This is a genomic window from Variovorax sp. 10L426, assembly GCF_056395305.1.
Genome location: NZ_JBFTJF010000016.1, coordinates 45,193 through 61,026 on the forward strand (window position 1 = coordinate 45,193; position 15,834 = coordinate 61,026).

Here is a 15,834-nt window from a genome sequence, read left to right on the forward strand (position 1 = left end):
CCATGAAGCAGGGTCTTTCGCTGCGTGTATCGCAGCATCTCGCGCTGACACCCCAACTCCAGCAATCGATCCGACTGCTGCAGCTTTCCACGCTCGAACTTTCGCAGGAAGTCGAGCAGATGCTCGACGACAACCCGTTTCTCGAGCGCACCGCCGAAGAGGCCGCGCGCGAGGAATTCGGTCTCGATGCCGCCGACGCACCCGTCCGCGATGACGACCGGATGGCCGAGGTCGATGGTGACTTCGTCGCCGGCGCGCCCGGCTCGGCGGCGGAATCCGCCACCGCCGTCAACGGCGAAGCCGAAGTCGCCGTCGCCGAAGGCGTGGACTCCGAACCCGACTGGGAGGGCGACGGCACCGTCGATCTTGCGCCCGACGACAGCGAATGGGGCGGCGATGCCCCGGCCCGCGCCAACAACCTCGGCGACGACGAGCGCACCGACGCGACCGAACTCGCGCGCAGCCAGGAGTCGCTCCAGTCCTTCCTGCATCGCCAGGCCTTGGGCCTTCGCCTGAGCGACACGGACAGCGCGGCACTGCGCTTCCTGATCGAATCGCTCAACGACGACGGCTACCTCGAAGATTCGCTGCCCGCGCTCGCATCCGGCCTTGCTGGAGACGACAACGATCAGTTCGACGACCTGGTGCATCACTTCCAGGTTGCGCTCGGCCTGCTGCAGAGCCTGGAGCCGGTCGGCGTCGGCGCGCGCAGCCTCGGCGAGTGCCTCACCATTCAACTGCGCGCCCTGGCGAGCGAGGACGAGACCGAAGAGGAAGCGCAAATCCGCAAGACGGCCATCGCCATCTGCAAGCAGCCGATGGAATTGCTCGCCCGGCGCGATATCAAGCGACTGGTCACGCTCACGCGAAGCAATGAGGACGAGGTTCGCGCCGCGCTGCAGCTCATCGCCAGGCTCGAACCCAAGCCGGGTCGCCGTTTCGTGGACGTCGAACGCAACGTGGTCATTCCGGACGTGATCGTTTCGCGCGTCGGCAACGGCACGAACACCAAGTTCCGCGTCATGCTCAACCCCGAAGTCATGCCGCGTCTGCGCGTGCACGACATCTATGCCAGCGCGCTCAAGCAGCACAAGGGCGAAGGCAGCCAGGCGCTGTCGCAGCGGCTGCAGGAGGCGCGCTGGTTCATCAAGAACATCCAGCAGCGCTTCGACACCATCTTGCGTGTGTCCAACGCCATCGTCGAGCGGCAGAAGAGCTTCTTCGTACACGGCGAACTCGCGATGCGACCGTTGGTGCTGCGCGAAATCGCCGACGAACTGGGCCTGCACGAATCGACCATCAGCCGCGTGACCACGGCCAAGTACATGGCGACGCCCTACGGCACCGTCGAGCTCAAGTACTTCTTCGGCTCGGCGCTGGGCACCGAGACCGGCGGCAACGCTTCAAGCACGGCGGTGCGGGCGTTGATCAAGCAGTTCGTGAGCGCCGAGGATCTCAAGAAACCGCTGTCCGACAGTCAGATCTCCGAGATGCTCAAGGAGCAGGGGATCGAATGCGCCCGCCGCACGGTCGCGAAATACCGCGAGGCCTTGCGCATCGCGCCGGCGAATCTCCGCAAGGCGCTCTAGATTCGCCTTTGAGCCCGCAGCAGCAGCGCGCGCAGGTCGGCGGGCTGCACCGGTTTGCGCAGCGCCTGCCAGCCGCGTTCGCGGGCCAGTTCGAGCGTTGCGTCGTCGATGTCGGCGGAGATCAGCGCGATCGCCAGGTTCGGGCTTCGCCGCTGCAGTTCCTTGGCGAGCGCAATGCCATCCAACTCACCCGGCAGCCGGATGTCGCACAGCGCGATCTCGAAAGCGGGAAGGTTCGGCAACGCCAATGCGTCCGCCGCGCTGATGCAGACGTGCGGGCGCGCCCTCCAGAGGCGCAGCAGCGCCGCAACGCTGTCGGCGACCACGGTGTTGTCCTCGACCACCAGCACCCCAAGGCCCTGCCGCAGCGTTCCCGGGGCGGCGGCTTCGGTAGCCGAGACCATCGAAGGCACGACCGGCGCGCCCAGCGGTGCGGCCGGCAATTCGAAGCCGAACACCGATCCGCGCCCGGGCGCCGAGCGCAGCGTGATCTCAACGCCGAGTCGAGCAGCCAGCCGTCGCACGATGGCGAGTCCCAGTCCGTGGCCACGCTGCAGGTTGCGTTCGATGTTGCCGATCTGCTCGAAGTCGCCGAACACGCGCTCCTGTGCTTCAGGCGCGATGCCGACGCCCGCGTCGCGCACTTCGACGCGCCATGCATCAGGGCGGCGCCGGCATGCCAGCAGCACGCGCCCCCGGGGCGTGAACTTGAGCGCGTTGTCGACAAGGTTGCCGAGGATGCGGCGCAGCGCAACCGCGTCCGTCCAGACCACCACGTCCGGCGGGCATCGCACACGCACGCGGCCGCTGCCGGCTTGGCGCGCCAGTTCGTTCAGCAAGGGCGCGAGCGCGACGGCGACCGGCGTGATCGGGTCGGCCGCGGCCTCGATGCGTCCGATCTCCAGCAATTGATTGGTAAGACCTTCGAGCGCCTGCTGCGCGCGCGATAGCGCGGCGACGGTGTTCTGCACGGTCAGCCGGTCTTCGCCGGCATCCAGCTGATGGCGCAGGACCTCAGCTTGCAAGCCCATCGCCATCACCGGCTGGCGCAGATCATGGTTGGCGGCCGAGAAGAAGCGCAGCCGCTCGGCCTGCGCTTCCTGCGATTCGCGCAGGCCCGCCAGCGCCTGCGCGCGCAGCGCACTTTCGTTGTGGCGCAGGCCGATGTTCTCTTCGAGCTGCCGCGCACGCTCGCCCACCAGGCGCCAGACCATGGCGAGCAGCCCGATGCCGAGCACCGCCATGACCATCATGGACGGGGCGCCGAATCCGATGCCCATGACGATCACCGGCGCCAGCAGCAACGTGATCGCCAGTTGCATCGCCGGCGTGTAGTACGAGACGGAAAACACCGACGACAGCGTCATCGCCATGACCACCAGCCCGATCATCAACTGCGAGGTGGCGTTGGCCGGGTCGAAGAGCAACACGCCCGCAGCGCCGTGAGCGCCCTCGTGCACCGCGATGCGCAGCGTGTGCAGGCGCAAGGCCGGCTTGATGTTCTCGGGCGTCAACGGGTCAGGCAGCCGCTGCGGAAAAAAACCGCGATAGGCTGTGGTGGCCGCAATCATGGCGATCCAGATGGCCGCATGCGACACCGAGTACTGCCACGCGAAAAGCGCCGCCACGCCGCAATCGAGCAGAAACTGAACGAGCAGAACAGGTCCGCTCGGCTGAGTGCTGAGCCTGAGGACCTCGCAATGCACGGCAAACCGGTCGGCTGCCGAAGTCTCTGTTTGAGCTGGGACGGTCGGGGAGCTCATCTGCGAGCCACTATAGAGCAGCATCGAGACAAGGCGACAATCGGCGTGTGAACGATCTTTCGCTTTTTCTTCCCTGCGCCGCTGGCGTCGAGGATTTCCTCGCACAGGAAGTCCACGCGCTGACTGGCCGTGTCGGTCAGGACCTGCTGACGCTGCGCGGCGGCGTGCGCGTGCGGGCCGATTGGCGCGATGCGCTGAAGCTCAATCTCCACAGCCGGCTGGCGCAGCGCGTGCTGATCGAGCTCGCCCATGCACCATATCGGAGCGAGAACGACTTGTACGCGATCGCGAGTGGCGTGGCTTGGGAGATCTGGTTCACACCCAAGCAGACCTTCAAGATCGAGACCACCGCCCAGCACAGCCCACTGCAGAGCCTGAACTTCGCCACCCTGCGCATCAAGGACGCGATCGCCGACCGCTTTCGCGCCAAGGCGGGGGGCGTGCGGCCCAGCATCGAGACCCAGTGGCCCGACACCCGCGTGTTCGCGCACCTGACGACCGACGAGTGCACCCTCTACATCGACACTTCCGGCGAGCCGCTCTTCAAGCGCGGCTGGCGGCAGGACAAGGGTGATGCACCCCTCAAGGAAACGCTGGCCGCCGCCATGCTGGCCGCCAGCGGCTGGTGGAACCCCGAGACGGGCGTGGTGTCGACGCAACCCCTGTACGACCCCTGCTGCGGCAGCGGGACCATCGCCATCGAGGCCGCGCAGATCGCATCCGGCATGGCCTCGGGCTCGCTGCGGCGATTCGGCTTCGAAAAGCTGCTGCCGTTCCAGGCGCATGTGTGGGCCGCGCTCAAGACCGAGGCCGTGCCCAAGGAGCGCGCGCCGGCGCCCGCCGTCTTCGGCTCGGACGTCTCGCACCGCATGGTGGATTTCGCCGAGCGCAACGCCGAGCGCGCCGGTGTCGCGCAGTTGGTGCAGTTCCGCGGAGGCGATGCGTTGCAGCGCATGCCGCCGGCCGAATCGGGCGTGATCGTGCTGAATCCACCCTACGGCGAGCGCATCGAGGTCGGCGGCGTGTCGCGCGGCCGCGAGCAGGCGCAGACCGAAGACGGCGGCCAGTTCTTCACCCAGTTGGCCAGCCACTGGAAGAAGAACTACGCCGGCTGGACGGCCTGGGTGCTGACGCCCGATCTGCAACTGCCGAAGCGCATGCGGCTGAAGGAGTCGCGCCGCGTGCCGATGTGGAACGGGCCGATCGAGTGCCGCCTGTTCAAGTTCGACATGATCGCCGGCTCGGCACGCGCACGGCCCGATCCCGGCTCGCCTGCGAAGGCGTAGCGCCTGGGACAGAATGCAGGCCTTCTCGTCCCAACCTCCCATCACGCCATGACAGACCTGTTGTCCGCTTTCCCCATCACCAAGAAATGGCCCGCGCAGCATCCGGAGCGCCTTCAGCTCTATTCGCTTCCGACGCCGAACGGCGTGAAGGTGTCCATCGCGCTCGAAGAGACGGGGCTGCCCTACGAGCCCCATCTGGTCAGCTTCGAAACGCAGGACCAGGTGTCGCCGGAATTCCGCTCGCTCAATCCCAACAACAAGATCCCGGCCATCATCGATCCGAACGGACCCGGCGGGAAGCCGCTGGCGTTGTTCGAATCCGGCGCCATCCTCATCTACCTGGCCGACAAGACCGGCAAGCTGCTGCCGAAGGATCCGGCTGCGCGCTACGAGGCGATCCAGTGGCTGATGTTTCAGATGGGCGGCATCGGTCCCATGTTCGGCCAGGTCGGCTTCTTCCACAAGTTTGCCGGCAAGGCCTATGAAGACAAGCGCCCGCGCGACCGCTACATCGAGGAATCGAAACGCCTGCTGCGGGTGCTGGACCAGCGCCTCGAGGGCCGCGCATGGCTCATGGGCGACGACTACACGATCGCCGACATCGCGACCTTCCCATGGGTGCGCAACCTGATCGGCTTCTATGAGGCGGGGGACCTCGTCGGGATCGCCGGCTTCCCGCAAGTGACTCGGGTGCTGGAGGCTTTCATCGCCCGCCCCGCGGTCGTGGCTGGCCTGGGAATCCCGCGCCGCAATTGAGCGCGCCCGCCGTGCCTTCCGGCAGCGTCGTCCTCGACACCAACATCGTCCTGGACCTCCTGGTGTTCGACGACCCGGAACGGGCGCAGCTTGCGGCTGCGCTCGACGCCGGAGAACTGTGCTGGCTTGCCACCGCCGAGATGCGCCGCGAACTCGCGCGCGTGCTCGGCTATCCGCTGATCGCGAACCGGCTGGCCGCCCTCGGGCGTGAGGCGTCGGAGGTGCTCGCCGCCTACGACGCGCGAGCGCGATTGGTCGAAGGCACGCCGGCGCGTGCGCCCTGCGTCTGCAGCGATCCGGACGACCAGATGTTCATCGACCTCGCGGTGACGCACCGTGCGCGGCTGGTGAGCAAGGACCGCGCGGTGTTGACGATGCGCAAGCGGCTGGCGGCGCTCGGCGTCGAGGTGGTCGGGGCTTAGCGTCTACAGGGTCGCACCTGTCATGAGGAAGGGGCTCAATTTTCACGCCGGAACGGACCATCCGGTGGTACACCACGTCCTCGCGCTCGATGTGAAAAGCGCGACCGTCGGATGCGATCGTTCACCATCAAGGAGTCCATGACCATGGCAGTTTCGAAAAACACGAAGGATGCGAAGAAGCGGCGGCTGGCGCCCCTGAAGACACCCAGTCCCTTGGGCGCAGATGCCGTCCGCGACATTTCGGCGGAACTCAACGCGCTCCTGGCCGACACCTTCGCGCTGTACCTGAAGACCAAGAACTTCCACTGGCACATGTCGGGTCCGTACTTCCGCGACTACCACCTGCTGCTGGACGATCAGGCCGACCAGATCTACGCGACCGTCGACCCCATCGCCGAGCGCGTGCGCAAGCTCGGCGGCACGACGCTGCGCTCGACAGGCCACATCACGCGGCTGCAGCGGATCTCGGACAACGACGCCGATTTCGTCACGCCGGCCGACATGCTTGCGGAACTGCGCGAAGACAACCAGCGGCTGGCAGGCTTCATGCGCGAGACACACTCCCTGTGCGACGACAGCGGCGACGTCGCTACTGCCAGCCTGCTGGAAGTGTGGATCGACGAAGCCGAGCGGCGGACCTGGTTCCTCTTCGAATCGGGGCGGCAGACCTGAGGACCTGAGCTAGCTGCCGTACCACCGCGCCAGCAGGCTCGCCACGGCACGCACGCGCTGCGTGTCGCGGCCCCAGCGACGTCCGGACGGCAGGTGCCGCAGCCAGCGCATGCGGCGCGCGGCCACCGCGAGACGTTCCCGCACTTCGTCGCTCGCGTCCGCCAGTGTCCTGTGCCAATGCGCGGCAGCGGCGTGCGGCGAGGCGGCATCGACCAGCATCGCGGTGGAGTGCAGGTAGCTGAGCCAGTCGCGCGCCTGGCATTCGGCCAACGGAAGCGTTTCGCCGGGGTCGTCCTCGAAGTCGATGTAGCCGATGGCGCCGTCCGGGCACTGCACCAGATTGCGGTCGAAGGCCTGGCTCAGATAGGCATCGCGGGCATGGACGTGGGCGATGGCGGCGAGGCCTTCGTTCCAGACGGCAAGCAGCGACGCCGGGCCCGCGGCTGCGGCTTGATCGAGCCGTTCCTGCAGCACGACAGCCGGCCGGCCGCTTTCGCCGAGGTCGGAAATCATCAGTCCGTCAGGCTGCTGTGCCAGTACCGTCGGAACGCGCAGTCCCGCCAGACCCAACTGATACAGCCGGCGCGCCTCGATCACCAGCGCCGCCTCGCCGCCCGGGTTGGGCACGGGCGCCAGCACATCGAGCCGCAGGATGCTGGAGATCACCGCCTGCAGGCGGTAGCGCAACATGCCGTGACGCGGCCCCGCCTTCTTGATCCATACGCGCTCCGCGCCGAATCGGTGGCTTGCGACAGCCTTTGCCTGCTGCGGCAGCATCGTCCGAAGGAACTCGGCGTAGTCGTCAGGCTGGGGCGGCGTTGCGCCCGTCTCGAGCGGCGCCGGCGCGGAGGCAAGCCCCTTGCGCATGTGCACGCGGGTGGACATCCCACCTCTTCTCACTGGATTCATACGAAAAAGCCGGCCACGCAGAGGGCAAAGGCGGTGTAACGCGCCGGAAACGGCGGATTCAGCGGGGTAGAAATAACGAGTCTCCGGGAACCTTGCTGCATCATAGAGGGCTCCCCGTGCAACGACATGACAACCCTTCCCGACTCCCAGACCCCCTCCCAGCCCGACGAAGCCCCGCTCGGACCCGACGATTTCGACGCCCAGGACCAGGCGCTCGACGCCATGCGCGAGCATGACGAAGAGATCCCGCAGTGGGAATTCTGCGAAGGTTTCATGGCCGCGCTGGTGTGCACGCGGCGGCCGATCGATCCGGCCGAATACTGGCCCGTGCTGCTCGGCGACGGGTTCGTGCCGGCACAGCACATGGAATTCGTCTGGCGCTGGAAGCAGCGCTGGCGCGAGATCGAAACCGGCCTCGACGCCGACGTGCAGTCGCTGGACGATGAGCGCACCTGGCAGCCCGAGGTACTCGATACCCGCGGCGCGATCGCGGCCCTGCCCGAGGAAGAGCGCGGCGAGATGGAGGGCGAGGCCATTCCGTCGTTCGCCCAGGTCTGGGCGCTGGGCTTCATGTATGCGGTCGAGAACTGGCCCGACGAGTGGACGCCGCCCCGCGACAAGGAAGGCGCACAGATGCTCGACGAGGCGCTCGACGCCATCGTCACGCTGGCCGACGACGACAAGGGCAAGCCGGTGCTCTCCATGTACAGCGAAGACGGCCCGCCCAGCGTGAGCCAAGAACGGATCGACGATTTCGGCGCCGCGATCTGGGCCGTGTACGACCTGCGCCAGCTCTGGCGCAGCATGGGCCCGCGCATCGAGACCATTCGCAAGGAAGCCACCCCGGGGCGCAACGACCCTTGCCCCTGCGGCAGCGGCAAGAAATACAAGAAGTGCCACGGTGCCTGAGGCAACGCTCAGGCACGAAGCCGCGCCCGCGGCGCTGACTGCCCGCACCGCCTGGGCCATGGTGCTGGCCCTGTGCACGGCCTTTGCGCTGAGCCAGGCCTATCGCACGGTCGGCGCCATCATGGCGAGTCCGCTGCAGAACGAGTTCAAGCTCTCGGCGCAGGCGCTCGGCATTTTTTCGGGGTCGTTCCATTTCGCCTTCGGTGCCATGCAGCTTTTCATGGGCATCGGCATCGACCTGCATGGCATTCGCCGCACGGTGCTCACGGCGTTTCCGCTGGCAATCGCCGGCGCGGTCCTCTCCGCGATGTCGACCAGCTACGGCGTTCTGGTGGCAGGCCAGGTGCTGATCGGCATCGGCTGCGCACCGGCCTTCCTCGTGTGCACGGTTTTCATTGCGCGGCATTTTCCGGCGGCGCGTTTCGCGACGATCTCGGGCCTGGTTCTCGCGATCGGTGGCGTGGGCATGCTGGCGACCGGCACGCCGCTCGCGTGGCTGGTTCAGGAGCGCTCGTGGCGCATGGGCTTCGTCGTGTTGGCGGTCGCTTCCGTGCTGGCCTGGCTGTCGATCTGGCGCTGGGTGCGCGAGCCTGCCCGGCAAGACACGCGATCGAAAGAATCGATGGGCGAGGCGCTGCGCCAGTTCGGCGCGCTGTTCGCGATGCGGCACACGCTCGGCATCATGGTGCTCGGCGCGGTGACCTATGCGGCCTTCATCTCGCTGCGCGGGTTGTGGCTCGGGCCGCTGCTGATCCAGCGGCACGGTTTCTCCCTGGTGCAGAGCGGCAACGTGGCCTTGATCGTCTCGGTCATCTCGCTGATCGGCGCGCCGCTCTTCGGGCGCCTCGATCGCGACGGGCTTGTGCGTCGTCGGCGCATCGTGGCCTGCAGCCTGGTCTATGCCGCGCTCTTTGCCGCCATTGCCGTTTTCACCCAGGCATGGATCGATGTCGGCGGCAGCATCCTGATCGGGCTCGTGTCGGGCTTCATCGTCTGGCAGTACGCCGACGTGCGGGTCGCCTATCCGGCGGCCATCACGGGGCGCGCGATGGCGGTGTTCACGATGGCGATGTTCCTTGGCGTGGCACTGATGCAGTGGGTCACCGGCATCGCCGCTTCGGTGGCGCAGGCGCACGGCATGGAGCCCTTCAGGGCCGTGCTCGCGACCATTGCCGTGCTGCTGGTCGGGGCGACGATCGCGTTTGCGTGGCTGCCTGCACCGACTCCGCGATCGGGGCTGGGCCAATAGTGCGCAGCGTTCAGTAAGGAGGCGCCTTGCGCGCCCGCTGTTCGCGAGCGGCCTCCGTCCACCAGGCCAGATCGTCGGCAAAGCGGCCGAACGAGCGCTCCAGCGCTTCGCCGGCGCCGCCGGTGGGGTGGCCATCGGCGTCGAGCGTCTGGGAGATTGGCCCGACGGCCAGGGTGCTCGACACCACGACCATCCCCATCTCCGACAGGATCGAATGCCAGATCGTGCCCGACCGAACACCGGAGAAGCGGCCCGCCGAGTAGCTTGCGACGGCGGCGGGGCGCCAGAACCACTCTTCGAGAAAGTGGTCCGTCAGGTTCTTCAAGCCGGGTTGCGGTCCCCAGTTGTATTCGCCGGTCACGAAGACGAAGGCGTCGGCCTTGCGGATCTTGTCCGCCAGCGCTTCCATCGGCGCGGGCGCGGTGCCTTTCGGGTACTCCTTGTACATCCGGTCCAGCATGGGCAATCCGACGGCCTGGGCATCCACCAGCTCCACGTCGGCGCCGCGCGCCTGGAGGCCCCTGACGACATAGTCCGCCAGCCGAATGCCCATCCGGTCGGACCGGTAGGAGCCGTAGAACACCAAAACCTTGTCGGCCATGCTCGCTCCTTGCTTCAGATCTTGAAAGCGCGCTGGATGTCGGGCCGCACAAGGTCGGCATAGTCGCGGTGCTTGCGGATCCAGCCCGCGATGAACTGGCACACCGGGATGACGTGCTTGCCCTGTGCCCGCGCCTCGTCGAGCACATGCTTCGCGATGGCCGAGCCCACGCCCTTGCCTTCGAAGGCGGGCAGCACCTCGGTGTGCGTGAACATGATGGCTTCGCTCAGCAGGTTGTATTCGCAGTAGCCGGCGAGTTCGCCGCCGATGCTGGCTTCGTAGCGATGCGCGGTCGGGTTGTTGGTGATGGTGATGTCGGTCATTGGGCTTCCGGAGGTTTCAGGATGTGCGCGCCAGAAAGGTCGCAAGATTGGCCGCCGCTGTGGCCCGCACCTTCTTCTTGAGCATCGGCGACCAGCCCAGCAACAGGCCCGGCGTGCCGAGTGCCTGCCGTGACCAGCGCCAGAAATCGAAGCTGTCGCGCTGTGTGGCGATCGAGCCCTCGGGCGTGAAGGTGAAGCGCGAGTCGATCGCGTTGTCGACGATGCGCCCGGTGGCACTGAAGAGGTAGTGCGCATCCCAGTGCGCCTGGCCGGTCGCCGCGTCGGCCTCTACGTCCCGGTAGGTGAGCTTCCAGACCGCTGCGCCCTTGGCCTTCGTTCCGCTGCAGAGCATCTTCCACATGCCGCCGATCTCATGCGCGCCGCGCAGGGAGAAGGCTTCGTCGTCGAAGGTGGCGTCCAGCGCGTAGCAGGCGGCCATGGTGTCGGCGTCGAGCTGCGCGAACGCGTCGTAGAAGCGGCGGAGGGTCTGTTCGTTGCGCATCGGCGGCATCGTAGCCGAGCAAGCCTCGCGCGTGGGCGCCGATCGCGCGGCGCTAGGCTTGGACCATCGTCGCGAGCGTCTGCAGTGCGTAGTGGACCGTCGCGGCCCGCACGGCGGCCCGGTCGCCGTCGAATCGGCGCCGCTCGGTGCGCACATGGCCGTCCACCGACCAGCCGAACCACACCGTGCCGACCGGCTTTTCGGGCGAGCCGCCGGTCGGGCCGGCGACACCGGTCACCGCCACCGCGACTTGCGCTTTCGAGCGCGCGACGGCGCCTTCGGCCATGGCGCGCGCGACTTCCTCGCTGACCGCGCCGTGCGCCGCGATCAACGCCGCATCGACGCCGAGCATCTCGGTCTTGGCCTCGTTCGAATACGTGACGAAGCCGCGCTCCAACCAGTTGCTCGATCCCGAAAGATCGGTGCATGCGCCGGCGATCAGGCCGCCGGTGCAGCTTTCGGCCGTGGCCATCATCCAGCGCTTGCGTTGCAGCAGGTCAGCCAGCAACTCGACGAGAGCGGGCGTGTCGAGTTCGGAAGGGGATGGGTTCATCGTTTCACCATGCGCGCAATGCGGCGATCACCAGCAGCGTGCAGAACGCGGCCACCAGGTCGTCGAACAGGATGCCGAATCCGGCCGCGCGCCATCGCATCGTCTCGGGCGTGGCACCGCGTTGCTTGAAGAGCCGGTCCGCCCAGCCTACCGGGCCGATCTTGACGGCGTCGAAGAAGCGGAACAGTGCAAAGGCGGCGATCTGCCCGAAGAGCCCCGCGGGCATCACCAGCCACAGGATGATCCAGAAGGCGACCACTTCGTCCCACACGATGGAGCCGGGGTCGGCCACGTTCATGTGGCGAGCGGTCACGGTGCAGGCCCACCAGCCGACCGGCAGCGACACCAGGATCACCCAGCCGATCGTTGCGGCCGAGAGCCAGTGGTTCATGATGAGGTACGCGGCCCAGGCCCACAGCGTACCGACCGTCCCTGGCGCCCGGCGGGGCAGGCCCGAACCGAAGCCGAGGGCGATGACGTGCGCCGGGTGCGAGAACATGAAGCGCAGCGTGGCGCGGCGCGGCGAAAAATCCGGTGCGGCACCGGAAGGAGAAGCAACTGGCATGGGGCGACAGTGTCGCGCATCTCCGGCGATGCCGGTCGGGAGGGAAGGTCAGGCGGTCGCCGTCTCCCGCGCGGCCTGTCCACGAAGCCGGGCCACGAGGTCACCCACGTCCCCCGGAAGGCGGTCGCCCCGCCATGCGACGTGCTGGTCTGCGCGGCAGAGCACCAGTCGATGCCTGTACGCCGGAGGGATCTCCGCCGCATCGACGTCAACCACCGCCAGCGGCATGTCGCATGACTTCGCGCCCTGTACCAGCGCCGAAACATCGATCCCGCGATCGAAACGCAGCAGCGTGTAGCCAGGCCCGAATGCGTCGTACAGCGACCGTCCGCCCGCGAGCCAGAAATGCGGCGCGCGGCATCCCGGCACGGTCGAAGGCGTGAAGCTGCCCATCGAGTAGGTCGGCGGTTCCTCGCCGTCGGTCGCGATGATCGGCGAGCCGGTATAGAAGTAGCCGAAGTTCAGTCCGGCGCAGCAGAACTGCTGCACGTTGAGTTCGTAGGCCTCGCGTCCGATCCCGGCACGCAGTGCATCGCCCTTGGCGCCAGGCGCTTCGATGTCGGCGGGCACCGCGCGGCGGGCGCGGATCATCTTCTGCGCGTGGTCCATCGCGAAGTGCGACACCTGCTCGGTGATCGGCTGCCGCTCGGCCTCGTAGGCGTCGAGGATGCGCTCATCGGCCCAGCCCTGGACGCAGGCCGAGAGCAGCCACGACAGGTTGATGGCATCGGCGATCCCGGCATTCATGCCGTAGCCCGCGTAGGGCACCCACAGGTGCGCCGCGTCGCCCGCCAGGAACACCCGGCGGTCGCGGAAGCGGTTGGACAAGAGGCGGCGGCCGACCCAATCTTCCTTGCTGATCACCTCGTAGCGGAAATCGGGGCCGACGCCGAGGATTTCGCGGATGGATCGATCGCGGTCGACCGAATCGAACTCCGGCTCTTCGGCGTTGAGGTGGTTGTGCACGAGCCAGGTCTCGTGCCCGTCGATGGCGAACATGGTGCCGCACCGGCGCGGGTTCACCGAGTAGTACGACCAGGCCGGCTTGCCGGGGATCATTGCGCGCAGTTCCGGCGCGCGGATGAAGGTCGACTGCACGCGCTGGATCACCGCCGTGCCTTCCAGCTTGGCGCCGATCTTCTTGCGCACGCCCGAGCCGCCGCCGTCGCAGCCCACCATGTAGCGGGCTCGGATGGTGCGCGAGGCTCCCTGGTCGAGATCGGTCGCGGTGGCGCGCACGCCGTCGTCGTCCTGCTCGAAGTCCGTCACCTGCGTGCGGTTGAGCAGTGTCACATGGGGCAGCGCCGCTGCGTGCTCCAGAAGGATCGGTTCCAGGAAGATCTGGTTGATGCGATGCGGTGGCTCCGGCGTCGGCCACCAGGCGTCCGGCCCCTCGGTCTCGGTGTAGCGGTCACGACGGCACGGGATCGGAATGCGCGTGAGCTCGATGCCCGTCACGCTGGTGCGGAACACCACGTCGTTGGGGTGATCGGCCGGCAGCCCGGCATCGCGCAGCTTCTGCGCCACGCCCAAGCGACGGAACTGCTCCATCGTGCGTGCCGACACATGGTTGCACTTCACGTTGGGCGGCTCGGCGTAGCGGCGAATTTCCGCGATGACGACCTTCACGCCGCGCGAGGCCAGGTCCATGGCCAGGGTCAGGCCCACGGGGCCGGCGCCGACGATGAGGACATCGGCTTGGAGTTCTGTGTTCGTCATGCGGTTTTCAGTCCAGCTTGATGCCAGCGGTCTTGATGACCTTGGCCCATTTCTTTGTCTCTTCACGGATGTAGTTGTCGAAATCCTTCGGTGTGCCGGGTGCAGGCTCCACGCCGAGGGTGCGCATGGCTTCCTTCACCTTCTCATCATTGAGCGCGGCGACGATCTCCGCGTTCATCCGCGCGACGATCGGCGCGGGCGTATCGGCCGGCGCCACCACGCCGAACCAGCCGGTAGAGTCGTAACCCGGCAATCCGGCCTCGGCGACCGTCGGCACGTCGGGCAACATTGGCAGGCGCTTCGGGCTGGTCACGGCGTAGGCGATCAACTTGCCCGCCTTGATCTGCTGCAGCGCCGAAGGCAGATCGACCACCGCCAGCGGTATCTGGCCCGCCATCGCGTCGAGCGCGGCCGGTCCCGATCCGCGGTAGGGCACCTCGACCAGCTTCACGTCCGCCATCTGGCTGAAGAGCGCCGCCGACAGATGCATTGCAGTGCCGTTGCCGCCGTGGCCGATCGACAGCTTGCCCGGCTCGGCCTTCGCCAGCGCGATCAGTTCTTGCTGCGTCTTCGCGGCAACCGACGGGTGCCCGACGATCACGAACGGAATGGCGGCGAGCATGCCGACCGGCTTGAAGTCCTTCAGCGGATCGAAGGGCATGTTGGGGTAGAGGCTCACGTTCGCCGACAGCGCACCGGCCGCGCCGACGCCCAGCGTGTAGCCGTCGCCCGGCGCCTTCGCCACCGCGGTGAGGCCGACGTTGCCGCCGGCGCCCGGCCGGTTGTCGACGATCACCGCCTGCCCGAGCTTTTCGTTGAGCTTCGGCACCAGCATGCGGACCACCGCGTCGGCGCTTCCTCCCGGCGGGAAGGTGACGATCATGCGGATCGGCTTGGTGGGGAAGTCGCTGCTGTTGCTGGCGGCCTGTCCGTGCGCGGTGCCTGCGAGCAGGGCGAAAGTCGTGCCGAGCAGCGCCAGGGCGCGGGCGAGATTCTTCATGGATCGGTACCTCGTGTTGTCTCCAGCGCGCATTGGACGCCAGGGATATTCATTCGTAAATCAATAAATTCCGAATGAAATATGATGAATTCTGATGAATCAGAAGTTCACCCCCACGATTCGGCAGCTGCGCGCCTTTCTCGCCGTGCATCAGCTGCGCAAGCTCAGCGCCGCGGCCGAGAAGCTGTTTGTCACGCAGTCGGCCGTGAGCATGCTCATCCGCCAGCTCGAGGAGGGGCTCGGCGCCAGGCTCTTCGACCGCACCACCCGCTCGCTGCAGCCCACGGCGGCGGCTGAAGAGATGCTCGCCACGGCGGAGCGCATCCTCCGCGATGTCGATTCATTGAGCGCCGGATTCCGCGAGCTCTCCACGCTGCAGCGCGGCCGGGTCAGCCTCGCCATCACGCCGACGCTGGCTTCGTTCCTGATGCCGGCGGCGATCCGCCGCTTCGGCGAAGCGCATCCGCAGGTGCGTGTCGTCGTCGACGACTGCGCGCCCGAACAGTTCGTCTCGCGCATCATCGGCGAGCACGTCGATTTCGGCATTGGCACGCCCGAGCGGCCTGGCGCCGAGGTCGAGACGCAGACCTTGCTGCGCGATCACCTGAGCCTGGTGTGCCTGCGCGACCATCCGCTGGCAGGGAAGAAGGCAGTGCGCTGGGCCGACCTGGGTGGCCATCCCCTCATCACCGTGCGGCCCGGCTACGGCATCCGCCCCTTGATCGACGGTACGGCCACGGGGGCGGGCGTGGTGCTCAACGTGGTCAACGAGGTGTCGTTCCTGTCGACCGCGATCTGGATGACGGCGAGCGGCATGGGGGCGTCGATCATGCCTTCGGCCTTCGCGAAGGCGGCAGGCGACCCGGAATTGGTGATCAAGCCCATCACCGCGCCGCGCGTGTCGCGCGACATCTCGGTGGTCACCAAGCGGGGGCGTTCGCTGTCGGCAGCGAGCCGCAGCTTCATCGATGCCCTGCGCCGCGGGCTGAAGGAAAGCTGAGAAAGCCTCAGGAAGG

General features: G+C 67.2%; 17 protein-coding genes. 8 read left to right on the forward strand and 9 right to left on the reverse strand.

The window, feature by feature from the left end; translation table 11 throughout:
- The first annotated feature begins 2 nt into the window (after nt 1–2).
- Nucleotides 3–1,589, forward strand: coding sequence for an RNA polymerase factor sigma-54 (locus tag AC1DHL_RS22290; RefSeq protein ID WP_478101866.1), 1,587 nt, complete (start codon nt 3–5; stop codon nt 1,587–1,589).
- On the opposite strand, the gene AC1DHL_RS22295 is transcribed toward AC1DHL_RS22290, so the two are convergent.
- Nucleotides 1,586–3,352 (reverse strand): sensor histidine kinase, encoded by a 1,767-nt coding sequence (locus tag AC1DHL_RS22295; RefSeq protein WP_478163391.1) that lies wholly within the window; start codon nt 3,350–3,352, stop codon nt 1,586–1,588. The genes AC1DHL_RS22290 and AC1DHL_RS22295 overlap by 4 nt on opposite strands.
- A 47-nt stretch (nt 3,353–3,399) precedes the next feature.
- Between AC1DHL_RS22295 and AC1DHL_RS22300 the strand changes: the two genes are divergently transcribed.
- From AC1DHL_RS22300 to AC1DHL_RS22315, 4 genes are all read left to right on the forward strand, one after another.
- Nucleotides 3,400–4,638: a THUMP domain-containing class I SAM-dependent RNA methyltransferase gene (locus AC1DHL_RS22300; protein ID WP_478163392.1), complete on the forward strand. Its 1,239-nt coding sequence runs from the start codon at nt 3,400–3,402 to the stop codon at nt 4,636–4,638.
- A 48-nt stretch (nt 4,639–4,686) separates the two neighbouring features.
- Entirely contained in the window at nt 4,687–5,394 is a 708-nt protein-coding gene (locus AC1DHL_RS22305; RefSeq protein ID WP_478101872.1) for a glutathione S-transferase N-terminal domain-containing protein, read from the forward strand.
- Nucleotides 5,391–5,816 (forward strand): putative toxin-antitoxin system toxin component, PIN family, encoded by a 426-nt coding sequence (locus AC1DHL_RS22310; protein ID WP_478101874.1) that lies wholly within the window; start codon nt 5,391–5,393, stop codon nt 5,814–5,816. Before AC1DHL_RS22305 ends, AC1DHL_RS22310 begins: the two co-directional genes overlap by 4 nt.
- Before the next feature lie 144 nt (nt 5,817–5,960).
- On the forward strand, nt 5,961–6,488 hold the full coding sequence (locus AC1DHL_RS22315; protein ID WP_478163393.1) for a Dps family protein: 528 nt from the start codon (nt 5,961–5,963) through the stop codon (nt 6,486–6,488).
- A 9-nt stretch (nt 6,489–6,497) separates the two neighbouring features.
- On the opposite strand, the gene AC1DHL_RS22320 is transcribed toward AC1DHL_RS22315, so the two are convergent.
- On the reverse strand, nt 6,498–7,397 hold the full coding sequence (locus tag AC1DHL_RS22320; protein WP_478163394.1) for a BUD32 family EKC/KEOPS complex subunit: 900 nt from the start codon (nt 7,395–7,397) through the stop codon (nt 6,498–6,500).
- Nucleotides 7,398–7,523: 126 nt separating this feature from the next.
- Between AC1DHL_RS22320 and AC1DHL_RS22325 the strand changes: the two genes are divergently transcribed.
- Both AC1DHL_RS22325 and AC1DHL_RS22330 read left to right on the forward strand, forming a co-directional pair.
- The gene (locus AC1DHL_RS22325) at nt 7,524–8,306 is read left to right on the forward strand and encodes a UPF0149 family protein (protein ID WP_478163395.1); all 783 of its coding nucleotides are present in this window, start codon (nt 7,524–7,526) and stop codon (nt 8,304–8,306) included.
- Between the two features lie 58 nt (nt 8,307–8,364).
- Nucleotides 8,365–9,555 carry an MFS transporter gene (locus AC1DHL_RS22330; RefSeq protein ID WP_478102052.1) on the forward strand — a complete coding sequence of 397 codons (1,191 nt, stop codon included), beginning with the start codon at nt 8,365–8,367 and terminating at the stop codon, nt 9,553–9,555.
- Between the two features lie 10 nt (nt 9,556–9,565).
- Here the strand turns inward: AC1DHL_RS22330 and AC1DHL_RS22335 are convergent, their stop codons facing one another.
- From AC1DHL_RS22335 to AC1DHL_RS22365, 7 genes are read right to left on the reverse strand one after another with little or no spacing between them, the layout of a single operon-like run.
- Complete coding sequence (locus AC1DHL_RS22335) at nt 9,566–10,156, reverse strand: NADPH-dependent FMN reductase (RefSeq protein ID WP_478101882.1); 591 nt, start codon at nt 10,154–10,156, stop codon at nt 9,566–9,568.
- A gap of 14 nt (nt 10,157–10,170) precedes the next feature.
- A complete protein-coding gene (locus AC1DHL_RS22340) occupies nt 10,171–10,479 on the reverse strand; it encodes a GNAT family N-acetyltransferase (RefSeq protein WP_478163396.1) in 309 nt (102 codons plus the stop codon).
- Nucleotides 10,480–10,495: 16 nt separating this feature from the next.
- Nucleotides 10,496–10,981, reverse strand: coding sequence for a nuclear transport factor 2 family protein (locus tag AC1DHL_RS22345; RefSeq protein WP_478163397.1), 486 nt, complete (start codon nt 10,979–10,981; stop codon nt 10,496–10,498).
- A gap of 52 nt (nt 10,982–11,033) precedes the next feature.
- On the reverse strand, nt 11,034–11,534 hold the full coding sequence (locus AC1DHL_RS22350) for a CinA family protein (protein WP_478101888.1): 501 nt from the start codon (nt 11,532–11,534) through the stop codon (nt 11,034–11,036).
- Between the two features lie 4 nt (nt 11,535–11,538).
- Entirely contained in the window at nt 11,539–12,099 is a 561-nt protein-coding gene (locus tag AC1DHL_RS22355; RefSeq protein WP_478101890.1) for a phosphatidylglycerophosphatase A family protein, read from the reverse strand.
- A 48-nt stretch (nt 12,100–12,147) separates the two neighbouring features.
- Nucleotides 12,148–13,818, reverse strand: a complete 1,671-nt coding sequence (locus AC1DHL_RS22360) for an FAD-dependent oxidoreductase (RefSeq protein ID WP_478163398.1) — start codon at nt 13,816–13,818, stop codon at nt 12,148–12,150.
- 7 nt (nt 13,819–13,825) lie between these two features.
- The gene (locus tag AC1DHL_RS22365) at nt 13,826–14,818 is read right to left on the reverse strand and encodes a Bug family tripartite tricarboxylate transporter substrate binding protein (RefSeq protein ID WP_478163399.1); all 993 of its coding nucleotides are present in this window, start codon (nt 14,816–14,818) and stop codon (nt 13,826–13,828) included.
- Nucleotides 14,819–14,912: 94 nt separating this feature from the next.
- Between AC1DHL_RS22365 and AC1DHL_RS22370 the strand changes: the two genes are divergently transcribed.
- On the forward strand, nt 14,913–15,818 hold the full coding sequence (locus AC1DHL_RS22370; RefSeq protein WP_478101896.1) for a LysR family transcriptional regulator: 906 nt from the start codon (nt 14,913–14,915) through the stop codon (nt 15,816–15,818).
- Nucleotides 15,819–15,834: the final 16 nt, after the last annotated feature.

Excerpts from the sequence above, each read along its gene's own strand:
- AC1DHL_RS22360 (WP_478163398.1), bottom strand. The coding sequence starts at position 13,818 with ATGACGAACACAGAACTCCAAGCCGATGTCCTCATCGTCGGCGCCGGC.
- AC1DHL_RS22290 (WP_478101866.1), top strand. The coding sequence starts at position 3 with ATGAAGCAGGGTCTTTCGCTGCGTGTATCGCAGCATCTCGCGCTGACA.
- AC1DHL_RS22350 (WP_478101888.1), bottom strand. The coding sequence starts at position 11,534 with ATGAACCCATCCCCTTCCGAACTCGACACGCCCGCTCTCGTCGAGTTG.
- AC1DHL_RS22325 (WP_478163395.1), top strand. The coding sequence starts at position 7,524 with ATGACAACCCTTCCCGACTCCCAGACCCCCTCCCAGCCCGACGAAGCC.
- AC1DHL_RS22330 (WP_478102052.1), top strand. The coding sequence starts at position 8,365 with ATGGTGCTGGCCCTGTGCACGGCCTTTGCGCTGAGCCAGGCCTATCGC.
- AC1DHL_RS22355 (WP_478101890.1), bottom strand. The coding sequence starts at position 12,099 with ATGCCAGTTGCTTCTCCTTCCGGTGCCGCACCGGATTTTTCGCCGCGC.
- AC1DHL_RS22345 (WP_478163397.1), bottom strand. The coding sequence starts at position 10,981 with ATGCGCAACGAACAGACCCTCCGCCGCTTCTACGACGCGTTCGCGCAG.
- AC1DHL_RS22295 (WP_478163391.1), bottom strand. The coding sequence starts at position 3,352 with ATGAGCTCCCCGACCGTCCCAGCTCAAACAGAGACTTCGGCAGCCGAC.
- AC1DHL_RS22365 (WP_478163399.1), bottom strand. The coding sequence starts at position 14,818 with ATGAAGAATCTCGCCCGCGCCCTGGCGCTGCTCGGCACGACTTTCGCC.
- AC1DHL_RS22335 (WP_478101882.1), bottom strand. The coding sequence starts at position 10,156 with ATGGCCGACAAGGTTTTGGTGTTCTACGGCTCCTACCGGTCCGACCGG.
- AC1DHL_RS22305 (WP_478101872.1), top strand. The coding sequence starts at position 4,687 with ATGACAGACCTGTTGTCCGCTTTCCCCATCACCAAGAAATGGCCCGCG.
- AC1DHL_RS22315 (WP_478163393.1), top strand. The coding sequence starts at position 5,961 with ATGGCAGTTTCGAAAAACACGAAGGATGCGAAGAAGCGGCGGCTGGCG.
- AC1DHL_RS22340 (WP_478163396.1), bottom strand. The coding sequence starts at position 10,479 with ATGACCGACATCACCATCACCAACAACCCGACCGCGCATCGCTACGAA.
- AC1DHL_RS22320 (WP_478163394.1), bottom strand. The coding sequence starts at position 7,397 with ATGAATCCAGTGAGAAGAGGTGGGATGTCCACCCGCGTGCACATGCGC.
- AC1DHL_RS22370 (WP_478101896.1), top strand. The coding sequence starts at position 14,913 with ATGAATCAGAAGTTCACCCCCACGATTCGGCAGCTGCGCGCCTTTCTC.